This is a genomic window from Chitinophagaceae bacterium, assembly GCA_016699815.1.
Classification (GTDB): Bacteria; Bacteroidota; Bacteroidia; order Chitinophagales; family Chitinophagaceae; genus Ferruginibacter.
In genome coordinates this window covers 716,949-737,959 of sequence record CP065012.1, presented here as the reverse complement: position 1 = coordinate 737,959, position 21,011 = coordinate 716,949, and the positions used below count along the sequence as shown (strand labels likewise).

The following is a 21,011-nucleotide window of genomic DNA, read 5'->3' as shown; positions in this document are numbered from 1 at the left end:
CAATCCATAAAAACAAAATTTTACCTTAAGTGCACTTATTTTCAAATAATTATAAATATATATAAAACATATATTAATATGTATTCTTGCATTAAAAAAATATGTATCAGGAAATAAGTAGAAGTTGGTTAAGCGGTGTTTTTCTATGGTTATTTCCGGGTATAAAAATTATTATATAGAACGGCTAAAAAGTGAAAATATTTTTATGAGTGATTTCATTTTATCCACAAAAAAAATGTTTAGAGCCTTCTCATATAAAGCCTGGTAACGGCAGGGTCGGGCATTCCCCATGGGGCAAGTTTCATTATGGGCAGGTTTTTTTCTAAAAAGCGCCAGCTGCGGTTAAAAAAATCAAAGCCTGTAGGTGGGCTAATAAAATTTACAGTAAGCTTGCCGTATTGTTCTGTAGCCAGCCAGGTGCCATTTATTGTACTGTCGGCTTTTTTGGCCGTAATTGGGCCGCTTGCAAGGTCTGCGCCTTCCAATAATTTAATTTTAAAACCGGCAAACCTTGCTGTAACATCAATACCATTATTGTAAGCGGAGTCAATAACAAAATCGCTGTTGAGGATATTGTTTTTGAAATATTGCTGGGCAATATCCATTTGGGTATCTTCTACAATTTTTTTACAACTAAATAAGAACAGGATTAAAATAGCCGTAGCAATTGCAACAGCAAAGCGCCATTTAAAAAAAACTTTTATAAAAATGCTTTTGTGTGGCATGTGAATTTCGTTGTTTTGAGCATCCATCTTTTAGCAACTTTTGATAGGTATAACGTTGTACCTGGCAATATGTTGTTGCATAAGACAGTATCGGCATGCAAAATGATGCTTGTAATTATATAGCTTTTTTTCCGAACTAAATTATCGTGTTTTTTCATAAAAAAATAAAAATATTACAGAATATTGAAGGTAGCTTGCCTTTGGAGGAAATAGTTTAGTTAGTTTTATAAGGCAAAAGTATAACTATGAGTATAGGAGAAATTATTAAGCCATTAGAAACCTTTGCTCCACTTGCATTACAGGAAGGTTATGACAATGCCGGGCTTATTACCGGCAATGCAAATTGGCCATGTAGCGGAGTGCTGCTTTGCCTGGATGCCACTGAAGCAATTGTAAAAGAAGCCGTAAAAAAAGGGGCAAATTTAATTGTGGCCCACCATCCCATTATATTTCGAGGTATTAAAAAGTTAAATGGAAAAAATTATGTAGAAAATGCAGTAATTGCTGCTATTAAAAATGATGTAGCAATTTATGCCATACATACCAACCTGGATAATGTATTAAATGGCGTAAATGACCGTATTGCAGATAAGCTGAATTTGCAAAACCGTAAAATTTTGGCTCCCAAAACAGGAATTTTACAAAAGTTGGCTGTTTTTGTACCTCATGCCCATAAGCAAAAACTTATGGAAGCCCTGTTTGCAGCAGGTGCAGGGAATATTGGTAACTACAGTGAATGTAGCTTTTGTGTAGATGGCATGGGAAGTTTTAAGGGTAATGAAACCTCTAATCCATTTGCAGGCAAAGCCACGGAAAGGCATATTGAGCCGGAGAGCAGGGTAGAAGTAATTTTTCCGGAATGGCTTGCTGCACAAATTGTAAAGGCCATGAAAAAAGCACATCCTTACGAAGAAGTGGCTTTTGATATTTATTCATTAACAAATGCTTGCCAGCAAACGGGCAGCGGTATTGTGGGAACATTAAGAAAACCGGTAGAAACCACCGTTTTTTTGGCAAATTTGAAAAAGATTTTTAAGGTTCCTGTGGTGAAACATAGCCGTATTTTAAAGAAAAAAGTAAGAAAAATTGCTATTTGTGGCGGCGCAGGTAGTTTTTTAACCGGACATGCAATTGCTTGCGATGCAGATATATTTATTACTTCTGATATAAAATACCACGAATTTTTTGATGCCGACGATAAACTGGTTTTAGCCGATATAGGCCATTATGAAAGCGAGCAATATACAATTGAACTTCTTTTTGAGGTTTTAAAGCTAAATTTTCCTACCTTTGCCGTCCAAAAAACGGCGCTTAACAGCAACCCGGTGCGGTACTTGCTCTAATGGCTGAATAGGATTAATAACAGTACAAGTGAGTGACACAACCGTGGTTGATGGAAGTACAAATGCCCGTTACAAAAAAACAAAAAAATTTCTATGGCAAAAGTTGCAGATTTTTCAATTGAAGAAAAATTAATCTCTCTTGTACGCTTGCAAAAAATTGACAGCAAGCTTGACCAAATACAAATTTTAAAGGGGGAGCTCCCGATGGAAGTGAAAGACCTTGAAGATGAAATTGAAGGTTTGCATGCAAGGCAGGTAAGGGTAGAAGAAGAAATTAACGGCATCAACGAATTTATTGAGCAAAAGAAAGATGAAATTAAAGAAGCGCAGGCGCTGATTAAAAAATACGAGAAGCAAAGCGATAACGTAAAAAACAACCGAGAGTTTGAAGCCATCAATAAAGAAATTGAAATGCAGCAACTCCAGGAAAAACTTTGTGAAAAACATATTAAGGATGCTACGGAAGAAATAGCGGATAAAGCCCGGCAACTGGAATTGGCCAAAAAAGCCGTTGGCGCCAAAGAATCTAACCTTGCGGCTAAAAAAGGTGAGCTGGAAAAAATTATTGCTGAAACAGAAAAAGAAGAAAAGCATTTTGATAAAAACATACAGGCGGCAAGGGAAGATGTAGAGCCCAGGCTATTGATGAGCTATGACCGCATCCGCCAAAATTACCGCAATGGATTGGCCGTGGTGCCCGTAGAAAGGGATGCCTGTGGTGGTTGTTTCCATTCTATTCCACCACAAAAACAAAGTGAAATTAAATTGCGTAAAAAAATTATGGTATGTGAAAACTGCGGCCGTATTTTGGTGGATGACGAGCTGAATGAAGGCGTAGCTTTAAAATAATTTTTTATAAACTACTTATGGCCCTGCAATTTGCGGGGCTTTTTAATGATATGCTGTTTAATAAATTAAATAACTTTAATGTAGGTTTGCAACCAACATGATGCATAGCAACGAAAAATATTTTCCAACTGTAGCCATTGTAATTTTAAACTGGAATGGTAAAGCTTACCTGGAAAAATTTTTACCCATTGTACTCAAAAGCAGTTATGAAAATAAAACGGTAATTGTTGCCGATAATGCTTCTACGGATGATTCAGTATTATTTTTGCGTAACCACTATCCTGGTGTAAGACTAATTGAAAACGCAGCCAATGAAGGGTTTGCCAGTGGGTACAATAAAGCATTGCAACAAGTAAACAGTGAGTATTGCATATTGCTTAACAGCGATGTGGAGGTAACTGAGCAATGGATTGAGCCGGTAATTGCAATTATGGAGGCCAATAAAAAGATAGCAGCATGCCAGCCAAAGATTTTAAGCTTTAAACAAAAAAAATATTTTGAGTATGCAGGCGCTGCCGGCGGATGGATAGATAGCATGGGTTACCCTTTTTCCAGGGGAAGGGTTTTTGATTGTTGCGAAACAGATAATGGTCAATATAATAATGCATCACCCTGTTTTTGGGCAACTGGAACCGCAATGTTTGTAAGAACAGAAGTGTTTAAACAATTAGCGGGTTTTGATGAAAGTTTTTTTGCCCACCAGGAAGAAATAGATTTATGCTGGCGAATGCAACTGGCAGGTTATGCTGTTTTTGTACAGCCAGCGTCAGTAGTGTATCATATTGGGGGCGGCACTTTGCCCAGTGGAAACAGTAGAAAAGTTTATCTCAATTATAGAAACAACCTGGTTATGCTGTATAAAAACCTGCCTGTTTCTGAAAAAATTTGGAAAATACCTGTGCGTTTGGTATTGGATGGTATTGCCGCCTGCAGGGAATTAGTAAGTGCAGATGCCGGTTATTTTATGGCAGTAATTAAAGCCCACATGTATTTCTATGGCTGGCTCATTGGCAAAAAAAAGAAAAATAAATTTACCCCAAAACGACTGACAGGTTTACATGGAGTTTATAAAGGGTTATTGATATGGGAATATTTTATTAAAAAGAAAAAAGCCTTTGCAGAAATTGTAGGAAATAATTCATAAATTATTGATTTGAAACCTTATTTTTGCTACGAAAAAATATATAAAAATGGCACAAACAGAAAAAGAAATTATTGATAATGCCAATCTCGATCTTAAACACAATTGGGTATCCACATCAAGATTTATTTGGTTTGCCCAGGTTTTTTTGTTTATAGCTCTGGTTTTGGGAGGTTGTTATAATTTGTATACCCATCGATATAAGCATCCAGATGTAAAAGTTCCCGAAAATACCCTTTACAATCCGAAATACAAATAAAATTTTTTCATTCGGATTCAAGCTGTAAATTTGCACTCCGAAAAAAAGGAAGAATTCTTTTTATAAAGTATACGGAAGTAGCTCATTTGGTAGAGCATCTCGGCTGAGCCGAGACCAAGGTTGTGCTGGCTGGTTATTAAAATTTGCAAAAGTTCTTTTTTATAAAGTATGCGGAAGTAGCTCATTTGGTAGAGCACGACCTTGCCAAGGTCGGGGTGGCCGGTTCGAGCCCGGTCTTCCGCTCCATTTCCTCCGGCCTATTTGGCGGAGGTTTTTTTTTGAGACAGGATAAATTACCTTATTGCCCCGGTGGTGGAATTGGTAGACACGCAGGACTTAAAATCCTGTGGTCAGCAATGGCCGTAACGGTTCAACTCCGTTCCGGGGCACAAAATTTAAGCGGCATATGCCGCTTTTTTGTTTCCGTCATTATTATTCGCTTCCTTTTTATTGCTTATTTTTATTTAATGTTTTCTCAACTTTTTAACTGGAGAATTGGGCTTGCTGCTGCAGCCATAGCCATTGTTGTGGCAAGTTTATATTTATCTGATTTTTTGGCAAAAAAAATAGCGCTGGATGAAAGAAGAAAAATTGAACAATGGGTTGAAGCTGTTAAGGAAGTAGGTTCAAATATGGTGCAAACCAATTTAACCGGGAGGATATTAATTGAAAACAGTAAAGACATACCTATAATTGTTGTTACTGAAAAAGACAGCATCCTGGATCATCAAAATTTAGATAGCGCATCAATTTCCAAAGACCCTTCTTATATAAATAAAAAACTACGTGAGTTTAAAAACATTAATAAACCCATAATATGGAAAAACCCTTTTAACACAAAGCAAAATAATTTTGTTTATTATGGCCAGTCAAAATTGTTAAAGCAAATCCGTTATTTTCCCCTGGTTCAATTACTTGTGGTTTCCTTGTTTATTGGTGTGATTTTATATGCTATTCAAACCCGTAATAAAAGTACACAAAACCAGGTATGGGCAGGCATGGCAAAAGAAACTGCCCATCAGCTTGGCACCCCGTTAAGTTCTTTGCAGGGTTGGGTAGAAATGCTCAAAGAGTCAAACGGTAACGAAAAAATTGCTTTAGAAATGAGCAAAGATGTAGAAAGGCTTAAATTGGTTAGCGACAGGTTTGGAAAAATAGGAAGCACACCGCACCTTGAAGAAGAAAACCTGGTGAAGCAGGTAGAAAGTATGATTGCTTATATTAAAAGAAGAACACCGGAAAAAGTAAATTTTTCGCTTAATGTGCATCAGCAAACCCATATACCGGCAATGATTAATGCGCCACTATTTGACTGGGTGATAGAAAATTTATTGAAAAATGCCCTGGATGCCATGGATGGCCATGGAAAAATTGATATTGAAATTAAAAATGAAATTTCACAGGTAATAATTGATGTAAAGGATAGTGGTAAAGGTATAAGCAAGGCTAACGCAGCAAAAGTTTTTAAACCGGGCTTTACTACAAAAATGCGGGGTTGGGGCCTTGGCCTTTCATTAAGTAAACGCATTATAGAGCAATACCATAAAGGTGAATTGTATGTAAAGCACAGCGAGCCGGGCAAAGGAACCACATTTAGGATTGTATTAAAAAAATAATGAGATGAAGCTGGCTTTTGAAACTAGGTTATTAAAGTTTGGTAAAATGGGAGAAAAAACCGGCTGGACCTATTTTAATATACCCGCAGCCCTTGCCCATAAAATTGCACCAGCAACAAAAAAATCTTTTAGGGTAAAAGGAAAAATTGATAAAATGGAAATTCGGCAATCATCCCTTTTGCCCATAGGTGATGGTAATTATATTCTTCCGGTAAATGGCGCAATGCGAAAAACCCTCAACAAAAAAAACGGAGATAAAATACAAGTGGTTTTACAGTTAGATAAAGAAGAAATAAAAATAAATTCGCTTTTACTCGATTGCCTGGCCGATGAACCGGAAGCCTTAAAACAATTTAATGCCATGCCCAAATCGCATCAAAAATATTATTCCAAATGGATTGAAAGTGCAAAAACAGAACCTACAAAAATAAAACGTATTGCCCTTGCGGTGAGTACACTTGCCCAAAAAATGAATTATTCGGAGATGATACAGTCGCAGCAGGCAGGTAAAAAATAATTATTCTTCCACTACCAGTTTATAAGCTAGTATTTCCCTGCCATCTGCTAAAATTATTAATGGATATTCGCCTTCGGTTTTACAGGTGTAAGTAAATTGCATGCCCGCTTCTGCCGAAGAGAATTTAACCAGCATAGGTTTTGGTTTTTTTCTTTCTTCACCTGCAAGTATTTCCAGTTTTGTAATTTCTTTTTTTCCATTTTGCAAAATCGTAAAATTAATTTTCCCTCCTAATTTCGATTTCAGCATCCCGATAGCAGGAGCCGGTTTTTGAATACCCAGCTCAAAAGCAGCGGAGCCAATTACAGGCAAAGCATAAAAATCTTTCAGGCTTTTTGGCCCCGGGCCGAGTTGCCATGCGCCATTATCGGGGTAATTGCCCAGGTTAAACAAATTTTTATCCGCAAAAAAGTAAGCGCTGCAAAATTGTGGCGTAAAAATAGATTGCTTTTTATCGAGGAAGCCGGCTGCTTTGGCAGCATCTACATAATACCATTCATCTTTACTTTGGCCAAGTTGCACTACGTTCCAGGAGTGGTTCATTTCATCTGCCGGGTCGTTAATTTCTCCTGCAAAATTTTTGCTGTACCCATCTACCGAAAGGCACCGGATACCTGCCTGGCTGCACATTTCCTGAAACAGTAAAGAAAAGCCAAGTGGCGTTGCTTTTCGGAGTTCAATAACTTTCACAGGGTCGCTGTTTTTCTGGTCATTGCTCCGGGTGGCTTTGGGGTCAAGGGCAATATTTTTTGCAATCCAATAATAAATAGCACGGGCTTTACTAATTTTTTCAGGAAAAGCGAGTGTAATAGTTTGGGCAATTGTAGCTACATTTTTATCGCTCATGCTACCAAACTGTTTTACAGCGCTATCAACACTTGCAAAATTTTGCGCAATTGCCGGGGATACCAATACCGTAAAAAGGAACAGTAAAACATTTTTTATGTACCTCATTTTTTTCATGCTATAAAAATATAACAGGTAAAGTTAAAACTATCCAAAATAGGTGCAGGTTTTTTTTACATTTGCGGTCTATTGACGCATCAATTTATATGTATCTTTAACAAAATTCCCGGTTATATGAAAAAAATTACTTTTTTCCTTTTGATATTTATTTTTACTGCCTCCTTTTCTTCAAGGGCAGATGAAGGCATGTGGTTACCTCAGCTTTTGCAAAAGCTTAATGAAAGCCGCATGAAAAGCCTGGGGATGAAAATAAGCGCAGCTGATATTTACAGCATCAACAAAGGCAGTTTAAAAGATGCCATTGTAAGCCTGGGTGGTTTTTGCACTGCCGAAGTAATCTCTTCAAAAGGGCTTATACTCACCAATCACCATTGCGGTTTTGATGCTATACAAAACCATACCTCTTTAGAAAAAAATTATCTTAGGGATGGGTTTTGGGCAAAAGATAATGCTGGTGAATTACCCAATAAAGGGCTTTTTGTAACTTTTATTGTGCGTATAGATGATGTGAGCAATACCGTAATGAAAGGCGTAAACAACAATATGGACGAAAAAGAAAGGCAATCACTAATTGATAAAAATATAGCAGGAGCCATAAAAGATGTACAAAAAGAGGCAACTCAGGATGCTTTTATCCGAGGTTTTTTTGAAGGCAACCAATATTATCTTTTTGTAACAGAAACTTACCGGGATATTCGATTGGTGGGTGCACCGCCATCTGCTATTGGCAATTTTGGTAAAGATACCGATAACTGGATGTGGCCAAGGCACACTGGTGATTTTTCAATGTTTCGCATTTATGCTTCCAAAGAAAATAAACCGGCTGAGTATGCTGCAGACAATATTCCTTATTCCCCAAAAAAATCTTTAAAAATTTCATTAAAGGGAATCAAAGAAAACGATTTTACCATGGTATTTGGTTTTCCGGGAAGAACCATGGAATACCTGCCTGCAATTGCCGTTGAACAAATTAGAACGGTAAACGACCCTGCAAAAATTGCCATTAGGGACAAAGCACTGTTGATTATTGACGGTTATATGAGAAAAGATGAAGCTCTTAAAATTAAGTATGCTGCTAAGTATGCTTCCATTCAAAATGCCTATAAAAAATGGCAGGGAGAAGTATTGGGCCTTACAAAAACCAACGCTTTTTTAAAAAAGAAAAATTACGAAAATATTTTTCAGCAAAGGGTAAATGCCAATGCCGGCTTGAAGCAGCAATACGGTAATGTGTTGCAAAACCTGGCAGAAGCATATAAAAATATGGAACCCTTTGGCCTGGGAAGGGATTACTATAATGAGCTATTCAGTAAAATAGAATTGTATGCCATTGGTATGCAGTTAAACAGTTTGGTTACTGCCCATAGTAAAGGTGAAGCAGTATATGCAAGCCGTTTAAAGCAGGTGCAAACTTCTATTAATGATTTGCTGGACGAATATGATGTACAGGTGGATAAAAAAATTTTTGAAACCCTTATTGAAATATATGCCAAAAGGCAGGATAAAAATTTTGTGGCTCCTCAGCTTTTACATGAATTGGAAACTACCGATGGAAGCTATGCTGCATTTACCAACAGAGTGTACAGCCAGCAAAATTTATATAACAGAGACAGCCTGAATGCCCTTTTTGCTAAACCCGCAGAAGAAGCAATTGCACAAATAGGCAAATTTGATGCTATTAACCTTTTTAAAAGTTTACAAGTTACTTATCAACAAAATGTGCAACAGAAATTAAACGAATACCAGGCACAGATCAATAAATTTCAAAGGCTTTATACAAAAGGACAGTTGGAGGTAATGAAAGAAAAAAAATTTTACCCCGATGCCAACAGCACTTTAAGGGTTACCTATGGCCAGGTAAAAGGGTATAATCCAAGGGATGGGGTTTATTATAATTATTATTCCACATTGGATGGTTTAATGCAAAAGTATGTACCCGGAGATTATGAATTTGATGTACCCGAAAAACTCCGGCAACTGTATGCAACTAAAGATTACGGAATATATGGTCACAACGGCGTTATGCCAGTATGCTTTATTGCCAGCAACCACACCACAGGCGGAAATTCCGGCAGTCCTGTGCTGGATGCATACGGCAATTTAATAGGGTTAAATTTTGACAGGGTTTGGGAAGGAACCATGAGTGATATTAATTATGACGCTTCTATTTGCCGGAATATTATGGTGGATATACGATATGTTCTTTTTATTGTTGACAAGTATGCCGGGGCAACTCATCTCATTAAAGAAATGAGCCTTGTAAAAGCACGTTAAGGACAATTTGTTCACATTTATTTTTGGGGTAATTGAATTTTGTTGTTTACAAATTATTAAACTTTTAATTTTAAGGAGCAAAATCTTACTTACAAAATATTATGTAAGTAGTTCGAACAATTGTTCAGGATAAAAAAGATTATTATGCCCAAAAAAGGATACCAGCATGGTACACGAAAATTTCAATTTAGCGAAGCCTATGTTGACCAGGAGACCAAGAAGAAAATAGACGAGCACTTATTCAATTTCAATCATCAAATTTCAGCCGAAGATTTGCAAGGCGCCAAAACTGATATTTCCCTGCTTACAAAACCGGGGAGCCAGCAAAAAATAACAAGGGAGTAATATTTTTTTGAGTAAATTTATTTTTAACGAATCGGTATATACAACATATATTTTCCCCGAAAAAAATCTTCCTCAAAAATTTTTTCCAGTTCCCATATATAAGGCCTGCATTGACTTTCATGAATTTCACGGGAAAGGTCGCCGCCTTTTAGGCAAATGAGACCATTGGGTACATTGTTACCTTTTTCTTTATTTTTTTTGAGTAAAGGTTTACTCCATTTCCATAAATCTTTAAGAGGTGCTACGGCACGGGAAACCACTACATCAAAATTATTATCCTTAAAATCTTCAGCTCTTGAATGCGTAGTAATGATATTTTTAATTCCTGTTGCCTCTGTAACCTCATTTATTACTTTTAGTTTTTTATTGATGCTGTCTACCAGTTGAAACCTTGCGCCGGGAAAAAATATTGCCAGCGGCACCCCAGGAAAACCACCACCAGTGCCGAGGTCCATCACTTTCATATCCTGGGTAAAATTAAATTGAGTTGCAATAGCCAGGGAGTGGAGCACATGGTGCACATAAAAATTATCCATATCCTTGCGGCTTATTACATTTATTTTACTGTTCCAGTCCTCATACAAATGCTTGAGCAGTGCATACTGTTGTAATTGCGACAGTGAAAATTCAGAAAAATATTTTTGCAATATGCCACTATCCATTATTTCCAGGTTTGTGCAGGTTTTTTAAAAAGAGAAGTGGAAAATATAAGGTAATAAAAAAACATCCATATATCAAATAACCAAAACCAGGGGAGCAGGTCGTGTTCATTGAGCTTTTTGGTACTGCGATAAAAAATTAAAAATTGCAGCAAGTACCTAAATGAAAAAATACAAAGGCTAATTTGCCAGTTATAAAAAATACAACTCGCAACCAATAAAGGGTAATACAGTATTTGCGAAATGGCATAATGCGATAACAAAAACTTGTGCTTTGCTTTATAATATTTTGATGTGGTATAGTGCCTGCTTTTTTGGGCTTTCCATTGTTTCCAGCTTTGGGCAGGTTTGCTTAAGGTAAAGCTTTGTTTATCGGTATTAATCCTTGTGTTTTTTGCCGTTGCTGCCATATTAATAAACAAGTCATCATCTCCACCGGGAATGCTGTTATAAGACGAAAAACCTTTATGCCTGAAAAATACACTGCGTTTATATGAGAGGTTCCTGCCTACACCCATATAAGGAATGCCAGCCAATGCATAACTCATGTATTGTAAGGCAGTATGAAAAGTTTCCCAGCGTATGAGCTTATTTAATATGCCGGGTAGTTTTTGATAGGCGCCATAGCCCAGTATAATTTCTGTTTCGGGCCGGTAGGCATCCTGCATACTTTGTATCCAATACTCTGTTGCCGGTACGCAATCTGCATCGGTAAGCAATAAAATTTCATGTTTTGCCGATTTGATGCCTATGCTCAAAGGGAATTTTTTGCCCGGTATCATTTTAGCTTCCTGGGTAAGTTCAATTATATGCAATTGCCGGAACTGTTTGCGCAATTCTTCCAAAATGTATTTGCTTTCATCATAAGAATTGTCGTTTACCACTACTACTTCATGGGTGCTGTTGTATTGCTGTACGAGTATGCCCGGGAGGTTAAGGGTAATATTTTGCGCTTCGTCCCTTGCACATACAATTACCGATACAGCATGGGTTTGTGAAACATCTTTTTTTTTGTTTTGATAAAAAGCCAGCCTAATAAAAAAAAACAAGTAGTAAAAAATTTGAATAAAGGCGATAATACAAAAAGCAATAAACAGTATCAGCTGCCAGTTATGTTGCAGCAGTTTTGGTAAATCCATAAAGCAAAAATAAGCCGATATTAAGCTTGCTGAAAATAAAAATTCAGAAAAATAAAAAACTGTTTACGGTTCATTCACCACCGGCCTTATTTTAGGGTTTCAGCCAGCCATTTATAAAACTCTGCCTGCCATACTTGTGCATTCTGCGCCTGTAAAACCCAGTGGTTTTCGTCGGGCAGGTAAACCAGTTTACTTTTTATACCTTTTAATTGTGCTGCCTGAAAAGCCTCCAGGCCTTGTTCAATGGGCACCCTGTAATCTTTGCCGCCCTGGTAAATTAAAATTGGTGTGTTCCATTTCTCTACCAGGTTGCTTGGGTTAAAATTATCGTATGAGTTTTGGGCTTCTTTATTGTGTTTGTCCCAATAAGGCCCGCCCATATCCCAGTTTACAAACCAAAGTTCTTCGGTAGTGCCATACATGCTTTTAAGGTCAAAAACACCATCGTGTGCTATAAAAGTTTTAAAACGGTTGTTATGGATGCCGGCTAAATAAAAAATGGAATAACCGCCATAGCTTGCACCCACTGCACCCAACCGGTTTTTATCTACAAATTTTTCTTTGCTCATTTCGTCAATTGCAGTAAGGTAATCCTGCATTACCTGCCCGCCCCAGTCTTTGCTAATTTTTTCGTTCCAGGTAGTTCCATGACCGGGCATTCCCCTTCTGTTGGGCGCAACTACAATATAGCCATTTGCAGCCATTAACTGAAAGTTCCACCTGAAGGAATAAAACTGGGTGAGTGCAGATTGTGGCCCACCCTGGCAATAAAGTAACGTAGGGTATTTTTTTGTAGTATCAAAACCCGGAGGATAAATAACCCATACCAGCATTTGTTTTCCATCTGAAGTGGTCATCATTCTTCTTTCTGTTTTGCTCAACCCAATTTTTGCATATACATCATTATTTACTGTAGTTAATTGTTGCATGTTGCCTTTAGCAATATCTACTGTATATATTTCAGAGGCATGGTTCATGTCGGTACGGCCTACAACAAGCGTGCTTCCTGCCTGGCCTATAATATTGGTAACATCAAAATCGCCATGAGTAATTTGCCGTATAAGCGGCAGCATTTTTGTTTTGCCCGGGTATTTTAGTTCAAAAAGTTGCGTAGTGCCGTTTACTGCTGCAATAAAATAAATAAATTTTCCATCGTTGCTCCAGGAAAAACTGTTTACATGTAAATCGTCCCTAAACCTGGTGAGGTTCATTTTTATGCCATTGGCCATAGTTACAATATCCTGTTTATCGGCTTCATAGCCATCTCTTTCCATACTCAGCCATGCCAATACGCCATCTTTACTGTATGCAGGATTGAGGTCGTAGCCTTTCATTTCTGCCGTTAAATTTTGGGTAATACCGGTGGCAACATCATAAGCATATAAATCGGTATTGGTACTTACAGCATAGTCTTTACCATATTTTTTTTTGGTTACATAAATTACCTGCCTGCTATCGGGGCTCCAGATATAATCTTCATCTCCGCCAAAAGGTTTTTGAGGGCAATCGTAAGGTTCATTGGGCATAATATCCTTTTCCTCTTTTGCATTTTGGGTTGGGGCAATAAATACATGGTCAAAATTTCCATCTTCCCAGGTATCCCAATGACGGTAAGCAAGGTTATCGAATATATATACATTTGATTTTGTGAGTTGCGGGTAATAATCGGAGCCTAAAATATTTTTAACTTTCACTTCTTTGTTGCTGATGCGATATTTTCCATCGGGAGAAATATTTTTGTTGGCAAGCAACGAATCGAGATGAGTAATTATTTCTGCAGTTCCACCGGTAACGGGTACCCGGTAAGTTTTACGGCTACTTTTGTTGGTTTCTACATTTGGCGTGCTTACGCTGTACACTACCCACTTTTTATCTTTGGAAATGCCCATTGCAGAAACCCTGCCTAGTTTCCAAAGTAATTCGGGTGTCATTACCTCTTGTGCATTGGCAACAGAAAAAGAAAAAAGCAATAAAAAAAAGAGCAAGCGGTTCATAAAAAAATATTTTTTTAAAGTTAAGCATATTGCTTTAATGGCAAATAATATTAGCGCATCCTTATAAAATTATTATTGGTACTGCCAAATAAAAATTTATTTTTTTAAGGGATTGCATTTACCCTTATTCCTTCGCTATGGCTGCTAAATTCCGGCGCATACATACATTGAATACTGGTGATGCCATTGCTAAAATTACCGGCATGGGTTACATACATTGGGTATTCAAATACAAAATTGCCTTTGGGTAAATATGGAAAGAAAAAATTGGTGCTGGCATCTTTTGTGCTTTCGTAATAACCCAATCCGCCCTGCCATTTATAACTGCTGAGCACATTTACCGGTTCCATGCAGGCGGCACGCATATCTTTCATGTGTACATACTCCATTTCTCTGTCTGCATACAATTCTATACGCACCACAACTTTATCGCCTACTTTTAATTCGTCGCCTTCATTTATTACCTGCAATACTGGCCCGGAGGCAGAATTTTTTTCTACAAATAATTTTTTTACCAGTTTCAAAGGCGTTTGGGCGGTTGTTATTTTATCCAGGTCTTCAAAATATTGCCAATACACAGCGCCCCAGCTTGTAGCTGTAGATTGCGGCTTTACAGTTACTATTATATTGCCCATGCCCTGTTGTACTTTATTTCCGGCAATTGTTTGTTTAAAATAACCTGTTCCTGCTTCAACTTTATCATCTGCAGTACTAAGCGATAAATTTCCCAGTTGAATAGTTACATTTTTATCTTCGCTAAGCCAGTTGCTGCCCTTGAGTAATAGTGCGTAACATGCTTCGGCAGTGGCTTTGGTGCTTTCCCAACTGTTGGTTTGTTTGTTTTTTAAAAGCCATGTTTTTAAATTATCAACTGTTTGTAGGTTTTTATCAATATCCGAAAAAGCTTCAATTAAAAGAGAATGGCTCTCAATTGGCGACTGGTACCAATAGTATCCTCGTTTTGTAAAATCTTTCCAATACATGCCCATTTCTTCGCTCTCAATGGCATTTTCTTTTAAGGAGTTAATTATTTTTTTTGCGGTAATTTCATCACTATTGCGAAAAAGTGATAGCGCTATCATTCCCTGGTAATATTTCCCAAAACCGGTCCAATATTTTTTGGATTGACTGCGGTAGTAATTATCTGCTTTTTGCAAAGAAGAGCTAATGGGATATTCCGGAAAAAAACTACGCATGTACAAATATTGAATGGCATAACCAGAAAGGTTGTTCTGACTCAATTTTATTTTATGTTTTATTAGGTATATATAATCTTCTTTTATTCTTGCATCAAGATATTTCAACGCCTTTTCCACAATAGGGGTGAGGCTACTGTAATCATCTTTTGAAATGGCATTAAGCTTGCGTAAATGACCAATGCCGGTAAGGATGTATTGGGTGATATACCGGTCATCAGGTCCGCCTTTAAACCAGCTAAAACCACCGTTGGATGTTTGCGCTTCGGCAATTTTTTTAAGTGTATTATTTTTTTCATTGGCCAGGCGAACCAAATCAAAAAGAAGGGCAATATTTTTCTTTTGCTCATTTTCATTTTGCGCCTGCAATACCCAGGGTGTTTCTTGCAGCAATACCAATTTTAATTCTTCATTTTTTTGAAGATTACCCAATATAGCAGCGGTATCAATTGTTTTCCATTTTTCAAAAACAGCTTTTATTTTTGGCATACTGCCGGCAATAAATGCAGCTAAACTATTGGCATAATAGCGGTTAAAAGTTTGCTCCGCACATTCGTATGGATATTCCATTAAGTAGGGTAAGGATTGAATGGCATACCATGCCGGGTTGCTGGTAAATTCAACCGTAAGTGATTGATGGGTAAGCGTGCCACTTACATTGGCATTGAGCAGTTTGCTAAACGTAAAATTTTTATTGCTCGTATTACGCAGATTTAAGGGCAACGATTCGGTAACCAGTGTTCGGTTGGTTAATACAGGTAATGCCATTTCTTCACCATCAGAAAACGATCCGTCTTTTGCAATGGCTTTTATGCGGTAAACCATTGCGCTGTTGAATTGGTAAGGTATTTCCATGGGAAATTTTACCAATACACTTTTGCCGGCTGCAACTGTAAAATACTGGTTGGGAAAAACGTTTTTAAACCATCCGTCAACCGGTTGGTTGGTTGCTGCATCCAGCAGTTGCAATTGAGATGTGCCGGTAATTTCTTTATCACTGAGGTTTACAATTTTTGCGCTAAATTCCATTTGGTCTCCTTCTCTCATAAAGCGTGGCGCAAAGGGTTGTACCATCAATGGTTTTTGGGTGATTATGGTTTTTTCATCGTACACGCTGGCCAGGTTTTTATCATAAGCCAGGGCCATCATTTTCCAGCTTGTAAGCGCTTCGGGCATGGTAAATGAAAATTCAATCGTGCCTTCTGCATCTGTTTTTAAATCCGGTAAAAAGAGGGCGGTTTCATTAAAGTTTTTACGAAAAGTAAAATTGTTGTTTTGGGGGTTATTAACTTGCCTATCTGAAATACTGTCTGATAGTATTTCTGCTATGCCTGAAGCTTCTCTTTTTTGTTTAGGAAGTTTCATGTGTTTGGGATTGTCTGCATCGCCTTCTTCTATTTCTGTAGGAGCAGCCATAGCAATATTTCCTTCATTAATTTCAGCGTTATTCAACGTAGAAAAGCCGACAGTATTTTTTTGCTTTGGCTGAAATTCATTAAAGAGCAAGCCTTTATCCAGTAATACATCATAAAATTTTTCTTTCTCCTGTAGGTATTTTACAGATACGTTATTAAACTCAGTAGAATTGAGAAGCATAAAATTCCTTGAGGTAAAGCTGCTATAATTATTAAGTAAAGGCCAAAGGTTTATTAAAGAATTCCATGAATGAGGTTTAAACTGGTCAAGCGATGCATCGTACATGCTGATGAGCGCTTCGGCAGCAACCTTATCGGCTTTTTCGCCGCTAATTTTTATTTTCCATTTTTCTTCGCTGCCCGGCAATAATTTTTCCCTAAAAGTTTCATAACGGATATGTAGTTTTTTATTGCTCCAGGGTATTTGAATGGTATTGCTACCTGAATATACCCGGTTGTTTTTTACAAATACATAGGCAATATTAATACCGCCACGGTCATTTTCGGTAATCGTAAGTTCGGTATTTAAAGGTTTGTTGCCGGTTACAAATGCGTATTGGGTAGTGGTACTGTTTTCGTTTCTGCTTATAGAAACTATGGACCATATTTTATCAAATCCGGTTTTTAAAGTAAAGTTTGTTTTTTCTCCGGGTAAGGCTTTCTCATTTGCTTCGGCCATAACGGGATCCTTAATTGTGTTGTCTTTTGCAAAAAGGTATACCAATCTTTCTGCGTTTACTTGTTCCCCGTATTTATCTTTTGTAATTGCTGATATTTTATACCATCCTGCGGCTAAAGGTTTTTGGGAAAAACTGTATTTCCCATTTTCCTTTGTACTGTCTGTTTTTTCAGTAATGGTTTCATTTACAGGCCATGTGCCTGCCTGGTCTTCATTGGCATAAACATCATAAGGAAAATTTTGGTAGTATTCTTCTTTTGACATTATAAAAAGGTCGGGCTGGTGCCAGTAACGGTTACGGGAAATGCGATTGGGTGCGCTTAATTTTTGTAACGTAACTTTTACGGCCGTTTTTTCAAAAATACCATTGCTGTTTTTACTGGTTATTAAAATACTGTTGATGCTGTCTGCAGGTATTTTTTCAGCAGAAGCAATTTTGAGTTGCAGCGCCTGGTAGCTTACGTCAATATTTGTTTCTGCACTTCTTGTTTCTCCGTTAATATCGGTTACATTGGCAATTACCTGGTAGGTAAAAACGGGTTGATTTTTTTTGTCGGCGGTTTCATCGGGAATGGCCAAAAATTTAATACTAAAATTTCCATCGGCACCTGTTTGTGTAGTGCCATTGCTAATTTCCACTTGGTTATTGTTGCCATGGGGCGGCCATATTTTTCCCCTGTAACCCCACCAATATGGGTATTGCACCATGCGTACCACACGGTATTTTACCAGTGCGCCATCTATATTATTTCCAGCATAGCCTTTTGCATTACCGGTAACCTTAATGCTGTCGTTTACACGGTAGGTTCCAGCAGGCTTTATAATTTCTACTGAAAATTTGGGCCGTTTATATTCTTCCACACTAAATGCAAGCATGCCATTATTAACTGAGTCTTTTAAATAAAAAATTCCATTTAGCAATCCTTCCGGCAGTTTAAAACTACCGTTAAAAGAACCGTAATCATTTGCGGTAGATTGGAGCGATGTAATTTTTTTTGCGTTTGCATTTAATAGTTGTACTGTTGTTTTATATCCTGCTGCTATTTCACTTTTTCTTGTTTTTTGATTGGTGCTTAAGGCAATACCTTTAAAAAATACTGTTTGCCCTGGCCGGTAGATGCTCCTGTCTGCAAAAAAGAATGTACGGTGGTATTGTCCTTCGGGATAAACACTATTATGTCTTTCATAATAGTAATCATCGGTAAATAATTCATCTTTTTCGTGGGTTATTTGATACAGCTCGGAATTATAATCTTCATCTTTATTTACCAGTTGTACAAACCCGTTTTTATCTGTTGTGTATTTTTCTTTTTTTAAATCTACATAGCTGCGGCTGTTGTAATTGTAGTTTTGTTGCCAGGTTTGTACCGTAGCATTGGCTATGGGCATTCCAGAACTTCTGTTCAACACATACAGTTGAGACTTATTATTGGTTACATAGCTAATGTTGCTGATAAAAACAATTTGCTTTGCCATGTAATTGTTAACAGTTTTAAAATTTGGTTCCACAGAGGCAAGTATTATGTACGTTCCTTCATTTAATGAATTTGCTTTAATTTCTAAACTGTGGTTTTGAAAATCGTTGGTTTGCGGTAAATTAACTATCCATTCTTTTTCTGGTTTTTTAGCGGCAATTTCGCTCCATTGCTTACTGTAATCGTTGTAACTATGAATTTTTTTAAGTTCCTGTCGGCTGGTTTTTATGGCACGCAAATATATTTTTTCAATATTTTTAAATTGTACAAGTATGCGAAAAGGCATATTGGGCACATTCACTTTTTCTGCGCTCATTTGCAGTGAAGGGGCGTTGATTTGAGAAAGGAGGTTGCTGCAATTAATGGCGCCATCTGAGTTGGGATATTTGGTTATGGCAACTTCACAAATTTCTTTTGCCTTTTTTATTTCAAACCGGTTTGTCGTATCCGTTAAAGGGTTGTAATCATTTCCTTTGTTTTTATAAATAAGGGCCCGCAAATACATGGCTTGTGCTGTAGCAGGAAGGGTTGAATAATTTTTTTCAACAGCCAGCAGTGCATTTTCATACAATTGGCTTTTACTGTTAAATATACCTTGCTGGTTTACAAAATTGAGCCTTATTAAATCGGCATCTAAAAGCGCTTCTGTATTTATATCTGCAAGGTGAAATTTTAGTATGTTTTGCAGTAAATGAAGGGCCTGTAAATATTGGGAACTACTGTCTTTTGAGGAAAAAACGGTGGTTACAAACTGGTCCGCAGGCGAAAATGCTTTTTCATCGTTAATGATGAATTTATAGGAAGGGTCAGTTACATCGTTTTCCTCATCCATATAATAATTGAGCGCCCTGTGTGCCAGTAAATCATATAAAGTAGGCCGGAGTTGCCTTGTGTTTGTGCCTTTTTGTAAAATGGCTTCAAAGTTTTGTAAAGAAGTGTTTTTAAGTAAATCATCATTTTTTAACGATGCTGTATATAATGCATTTATTTGCAGGTTTAATTTTTGAAGGCTCCAAGTACTGATATCCTTACTGTTTTCATCAACCAGTGCAGTGCGGCTGTATAGTTTATAACGGTTAATTTTTTTATAATTCCAATACATGCCAGCCTGTATGGTTTGCAAAATATTTTTTGCAGGTGCGCTGGTTTTGCTTATTAAAGTATCGAGGGTGTAAATACTCTTCTCTAAATAAGTTTCTTCAAAATAACTGCGGCAAAGTATTAAATAAATGGCTGCTTTTACCTGCTGTGGCTGATTTTTGCCGGCTAAAGCCGATTGCATAATTTTGTTTATGCCTGCTAATGCGCTTTTGGGTAAACCTTTTTGTATAAGTTGATCTATTTTCTTCCATTCAGCTGTGTAATTATTCGTTTGTGCCATAAGGGTAATAGAAAATAACATACTGGACGAAACCAGGATGCAGGTTAAAAATTTTTTCATTTTCAATTGTATTGTTTCCATATTATCAGGATAAACAAGGTAATAAATTTTATTGTTTTATAGTGTATAGATGTTGAATTCTATATATTGCATAAGTATTCCATTAAATTATGGGTTTAACTTTTTATTAATGATTGCCAAGTAAACTAAGAACATTTTTACCAATCCTAAAAGTAGTATCAGCTTTATTTCACCTTAAAATCTACAACAATGAAACAAATTTTTACCCTTTTACTGTTTACCCTGTGTTTTTTATCAATTTCAGCTCAAAACAGGAATGGCCGCACCAAACTTACCATAACTAACGGCAGTAATGAGCAAATTAAAGTTCAGGTTGATGGCAGGCAATATAATATGAATGGCAGAAATGATGATGTTGCCATAAACAACCTTGCAGCAGGCTACCACTCTGTAAAAATTTACAAGGAAGACAGGAAACGGAATAACGGCAGATGGTCTTCTTTGAGCCGTTACAAAATTGTTTTTCAAAAATCCGTTTACCTTTCCAGGGGTTACCAGCTTGATTTAATGATTAACCGTTTTGGAAAAGTATTTATGGATGAAGCAGTGTTGGATAATAACTATTACAATGACCAGTTTCCTGATGAAGATGATGACAATAACTGGAGCAACCAGCACCGTGAAATGGACCAGCAGGTATTTAACCAATTAAAGACTTCATTACAAAATGAATCATTTGATAATAGCAAGCTAACCATGGCCCAGCAGGCAATTGCGGCAAATTGGGTGAGTACAAACCAGGTGAAACAATTACTGGAAGTTTTTTCGTTTGAAGACAATAAATTAGCCCTTGCTAAATATGCGTATCCTTTTACTACCGACAGGAATAATTATTTCCTGCTTTACGATACATTTACTTACAGCAGCAGTAAAGAAGCCCTGGCAAAATTTATAAGAGAATATAAAGATTAAATTATTTTTTACATTTAAACTGGTAATAAAAAGCCGGCTCAAAAT

15 protein-coding genes and 2 tRNA genes are annotated in these 21,011 nt (G+C 37.1%); 11 read left to right on the top strand and 6 right to left on the bottom strand.

The genetic code is table 11. The features are described from left to right. Window positions 1-239: 239 nt before the first annotated feature. A complete protein-coding gene (locus tag IPO46_03310) occupies window positions 240-725 on the bottom strand; it encodes a hypothetical protein (protein QQS63638.1) in 486 nt (161 codons plus the stop codon). A 245-nt stretch (window positions 726-970) separates the two neighbouring features. Here IPO46_03310 and IPO46_03305 point away from each other — a divergent pair, with 245 nt between their 5' ends. The 8 genes from IPO46_03305 (at window position 971) to IPO46_03270 (ending at window position 6,450) form a co-directional block, all read left to right on the top strand. Further along, window positions 971-2,068, top strand: coding sequence for a Nif3-like dinuclear metal center hexameric protein (locus IPO46_03305; protein ID QQS63637.1), 1,098 nt, complete (start codon window positions 971-973; stop codon window positions 2,066-2,068). A 93-nt stretch (window positions 2,069-2,161) separates the two neighbouring features. Beyond that, window positions 2,162-2,917: a hypothetical protein gene (locus IPO46_03300; protein ID QQS63636.1), complete on the top strand. Its 756-nt coding sequence runs from the start codon at window positions 2,162-2,164 to the stop codon at window positions 2,915-2,917. Window positions 2,918-3,017: 100 nt separating this feature from the next. Beyond that, a complete protein-coding gene (locus IPO46_03295) occupies window positions 3,018-4,061 on the top strand; it encodes a glycosyltransferase family 2 protein (GenBank protein QQS64307.1) in 1,044 nt (347 codons plus the stop codon). 46 nt (window positions 4,062-4,107) lie between these two features. Beyond that, window positions 4,108-4,317 carry a hypothetical protein gene (locus IPO46_03290; protein QQS63635.1) on the top strand — a complete coding sequence of 70 codons (210 nt, stop codon included), beginning with the start codon at window positions 4,108-4,110 and terminating at the stop codon, window positions 4,315-4,317. A gap of 170 nt (window positions 4,318-4,487) precedes the next feature. Beyond that, window positions 4,488-4,563, top strand: a tRNA-Gly gene (locus tag IPO46_03285). 57 nt (window positions 4,564-4,620) lie between these two features. Continuing rightward, a tRNA-Leu gene (locus IPO46_03280) sits at window positions 4,621-4,706 on the top strand. Next, window positions 4,674-5,933, top strand: a complete 1,260-nt coding sequence (locus IPO46_03275) for a HAMP domain-containing histidine kinase (protein ID QQS63634.1) — start codon at window positions 4,674-4,676, stop codon at window positions 5,931-5,933. Before IPO46_03280 ends, IPO46_03275 begins: the two co-directional genes overlap by 33 nt. A gap of 4 nt (window positions 5,934-5,937) precedes the next feature. Further along, window positions 5,938-6,450, top strand: coding sequence for a DUF1905 domain-containing protein (locus IPO46_03270; protein QQS63633.1), 513 nt, complete (start codon window positions 5,938-5,940; stop codon window positions 6,448-6,450). On the opposite strand, the gene IPO46_03265 is transcribed toward IPO46_03270, so the two are convergent. Beyond that, window positions 6,451-7,404 carry a hypothetical protein gene (locus IPO46_03265; protein ID QQS63632.1) on the bottom strand — a complete coding sequence of 318 codons (954 nt, stop codon included), beginning with the start codon at window positions 7,402-7,404 and terminating at the stop codon, window positions 6,451-6,453. Between the two features lie 126 nt (window positions 7,405-7,530). Here IPO46_03265 and IPO46_03260 point away from each other — a divergent pair, with 126 nt between their 5' ends. Together IPO46_03260 and IPO46_03255 are read left to right on the top strand one after the other, a co-directional pair. Further along, complete coding sequence (locus IPO46_03260) at window positions 7,531-9,690, top strand: S46 family peptidase (protein ID QQS63631.1); 2,160 nt, start codon at window positions 7,531-7,533, stop codon at window positions 9,688-9,690. 144 nt (window positions 9,691-9,834) lie between these two features. Next, a complete protein-coding gene (locus IPO46_03255) occupies window positions 9,835-10,035 on the top strand; it encodes a hypothetical protein (GenBank protein QQS63630.1) in 201 nt (66 codons plus the stop codon). A 23-nt stretch (window positions 10,036-10,058) separates the two neighbouring features. On the opposite strand, the gene rsmG is transcribed toward IPO46_03255, so the two are convergent. From rsmG to IPO46_03235, 4 genes are all read right to left on the bottom strand, one after another. Next, entirely contained in the window at window positions 10,059-10,697 is a 639-nt protein-coding gene (gene rsmG / locus IPO46_03250) for a 16S rRNA (guanine(527)-N(7))-methyltransferase RsmG (GenBank protein QQS63629.1), read from the bottom strand. Next, on the bottom strand, window positions 10,697-11,833 hold the full coding sequence (locus tag IPO46_03245; protein ID QQS63628.1) for a glycosyltransferase: 1,137 nt from the start codon (window positions 11,831-11,833) through the stop codon (window positions 10,697-10,699). The genes rsmG and IPO46_03245 overlap by 1 nt, the downstream gene beginning before the upstream one ends. Before the next feature lie 86 nt (window positions 11,834-11,919). Beyond that, the gene (locus tag IPO46_03240; GenBank protein QQS63627.1) at window positions 11,920-13,827 is read right to left on the bottom strand and encodes a S9 family peptidase; all 1,908 of its coding nucleotides are present in this window, start codon (window positions 13,825-13,827) and stop codon (window positions 11,920-11,922) included. A gap of 104 nt (window positions 13,828-13,931) precedes the next feature. Then, window positions 13,932-20,033 carry an alpha-2-macroglobulin gene (locus IPO46_03235; GenBank protein QQS63626.1) on the bottom strand — a complete coding sequence of 2,034 codons (6,102 nt, stop codon included), beginning with the start codon at window positions 20,031-20,033 and terminating at the stop codon, window positions 13,932-13,934. A 210-nt stretch (window positions 20,034-20,243) separates the two neighbouring features. On the opposite strand from IPO46_03235, the gene IPO46_03230 reads away from it, so the two are divergent. Beyond that, window positions 20,244-20,966, top strand: coding sequence for a DUF4476 domain-containing protein (locus IPO46_03230; GenBank protein ID QQS63625.1), 723 nt, complete (start codon window positions 20,244-20,246; stop codon window positions 20,964-20,966). The last annotated feature ends 45 nt before the right edge of the window (window positions 20,967-21,011 follow it).

Excerpts from the sequence above, each read along its gene's own strand:
- IPO46_03300 (QQS63636.1), top strand. The coding sequence starts at position 2,162 with ATGGCAAAAGTTGCAGATTTTTCAATTGAAGAAAAATTAATCTCTCTT.
- IPO46_03240 (QQS63627.1), bottom strand. The coding sequence starts at position 13,827 with ATGAACCGCTTGCTCTTTTTTTTATTGCTTTTTTCTTTTTCTGTTGCC.
- IPO46_03310 (QQS63638.1), bottom strand. The coding sequence starts at position 725 with ATGCCACACAAAAGCATTTTTATAAAAGTTTTTTTTAAATGGCGCTTT.
- IPO46_03295 (QQS64307.1), top strand. The coding sequence starts at position 3,018 with ATGCATAGCAACGAAAAATATTTTCCAACTGTAGCCATTGTAATTTTA.
- IPO46_03255 (QQS63630.1), top strand. The coding sequence starts at position 9,835 with ATGCCCAAAAAAGGATACCAGCATGGTACACGAAAATTTCAATTTAGC.
- rsmG (QQS63629.1), bottom strand. The coding sequence starts at position 10,697 with ATGGATAGTGGCATATTGCAAAAATATTTTTCTGAATTTTCACTGTCG.
- IPO46_03230 (QQS63625.1), top strand. The coding sequence starts at position 20,244 with ATGAAACAAATTTTTACCCTTTTACTGTTTACCCTGTGTTTTTTATCA.
- IPO46_03270 (QQS63633.1), top strand. The coding sequence starts at position 5,938 with ATGAAGCTGGCTTTTGAAACTAGGTTATTAAAGTTTGGTAAAATGGGA.
- IPO46_03235 (QQS63626.1), bottom strand. The coding sequence starts at position 20,033 with ATGAAAAAATTTTTAACCTGCATCCTGGTTTCGTCCAGTATGTTATTT.
- IPO46_03245 (QQS63628.1), bottom strand. The coding sequence starts at position 11,833 with ATGGATTTACCAAAACTGCTGCAACATAACTGGCAGCTGATACTGTTT.
- IPO46_03260 (QQS63631.1), top strand. The coding sequence starts at position 7,531 with ATGAAAAAAATTACTTTTTTCCTTTTGATATTTATTTTTACTGCCTCC.
- IPO46_03290 (QQS63635.1), top strand. The coding sequence starts at position 4,108 with ATGGCACAAACAGAAAAAGAAATTATTGATAATGCCAATCTCGATCTT.
- IPO46_03305 (QQS63637.1), top strand. The coding sequence starts at position 971 with ATGAGTATAGGAGAAATTATTAAGCCATTAGAAACCTTTGCTCCACTT.
- IPO46_03265 (QQS63632.1), bottom strand. The coding sequence starts at position 7,404 with ATGAGGTACATAAAAAATGTTTTACTGTTCCTTTTTACGGTATTGGTA.
- IPO46_03275 (QQS63634.1), top strand. The coding sequence starts at position 4,674 with ATGGCCGTAACGGTTCAACTCCGTTCCGGGGCACAAAATTTAAGCGGC.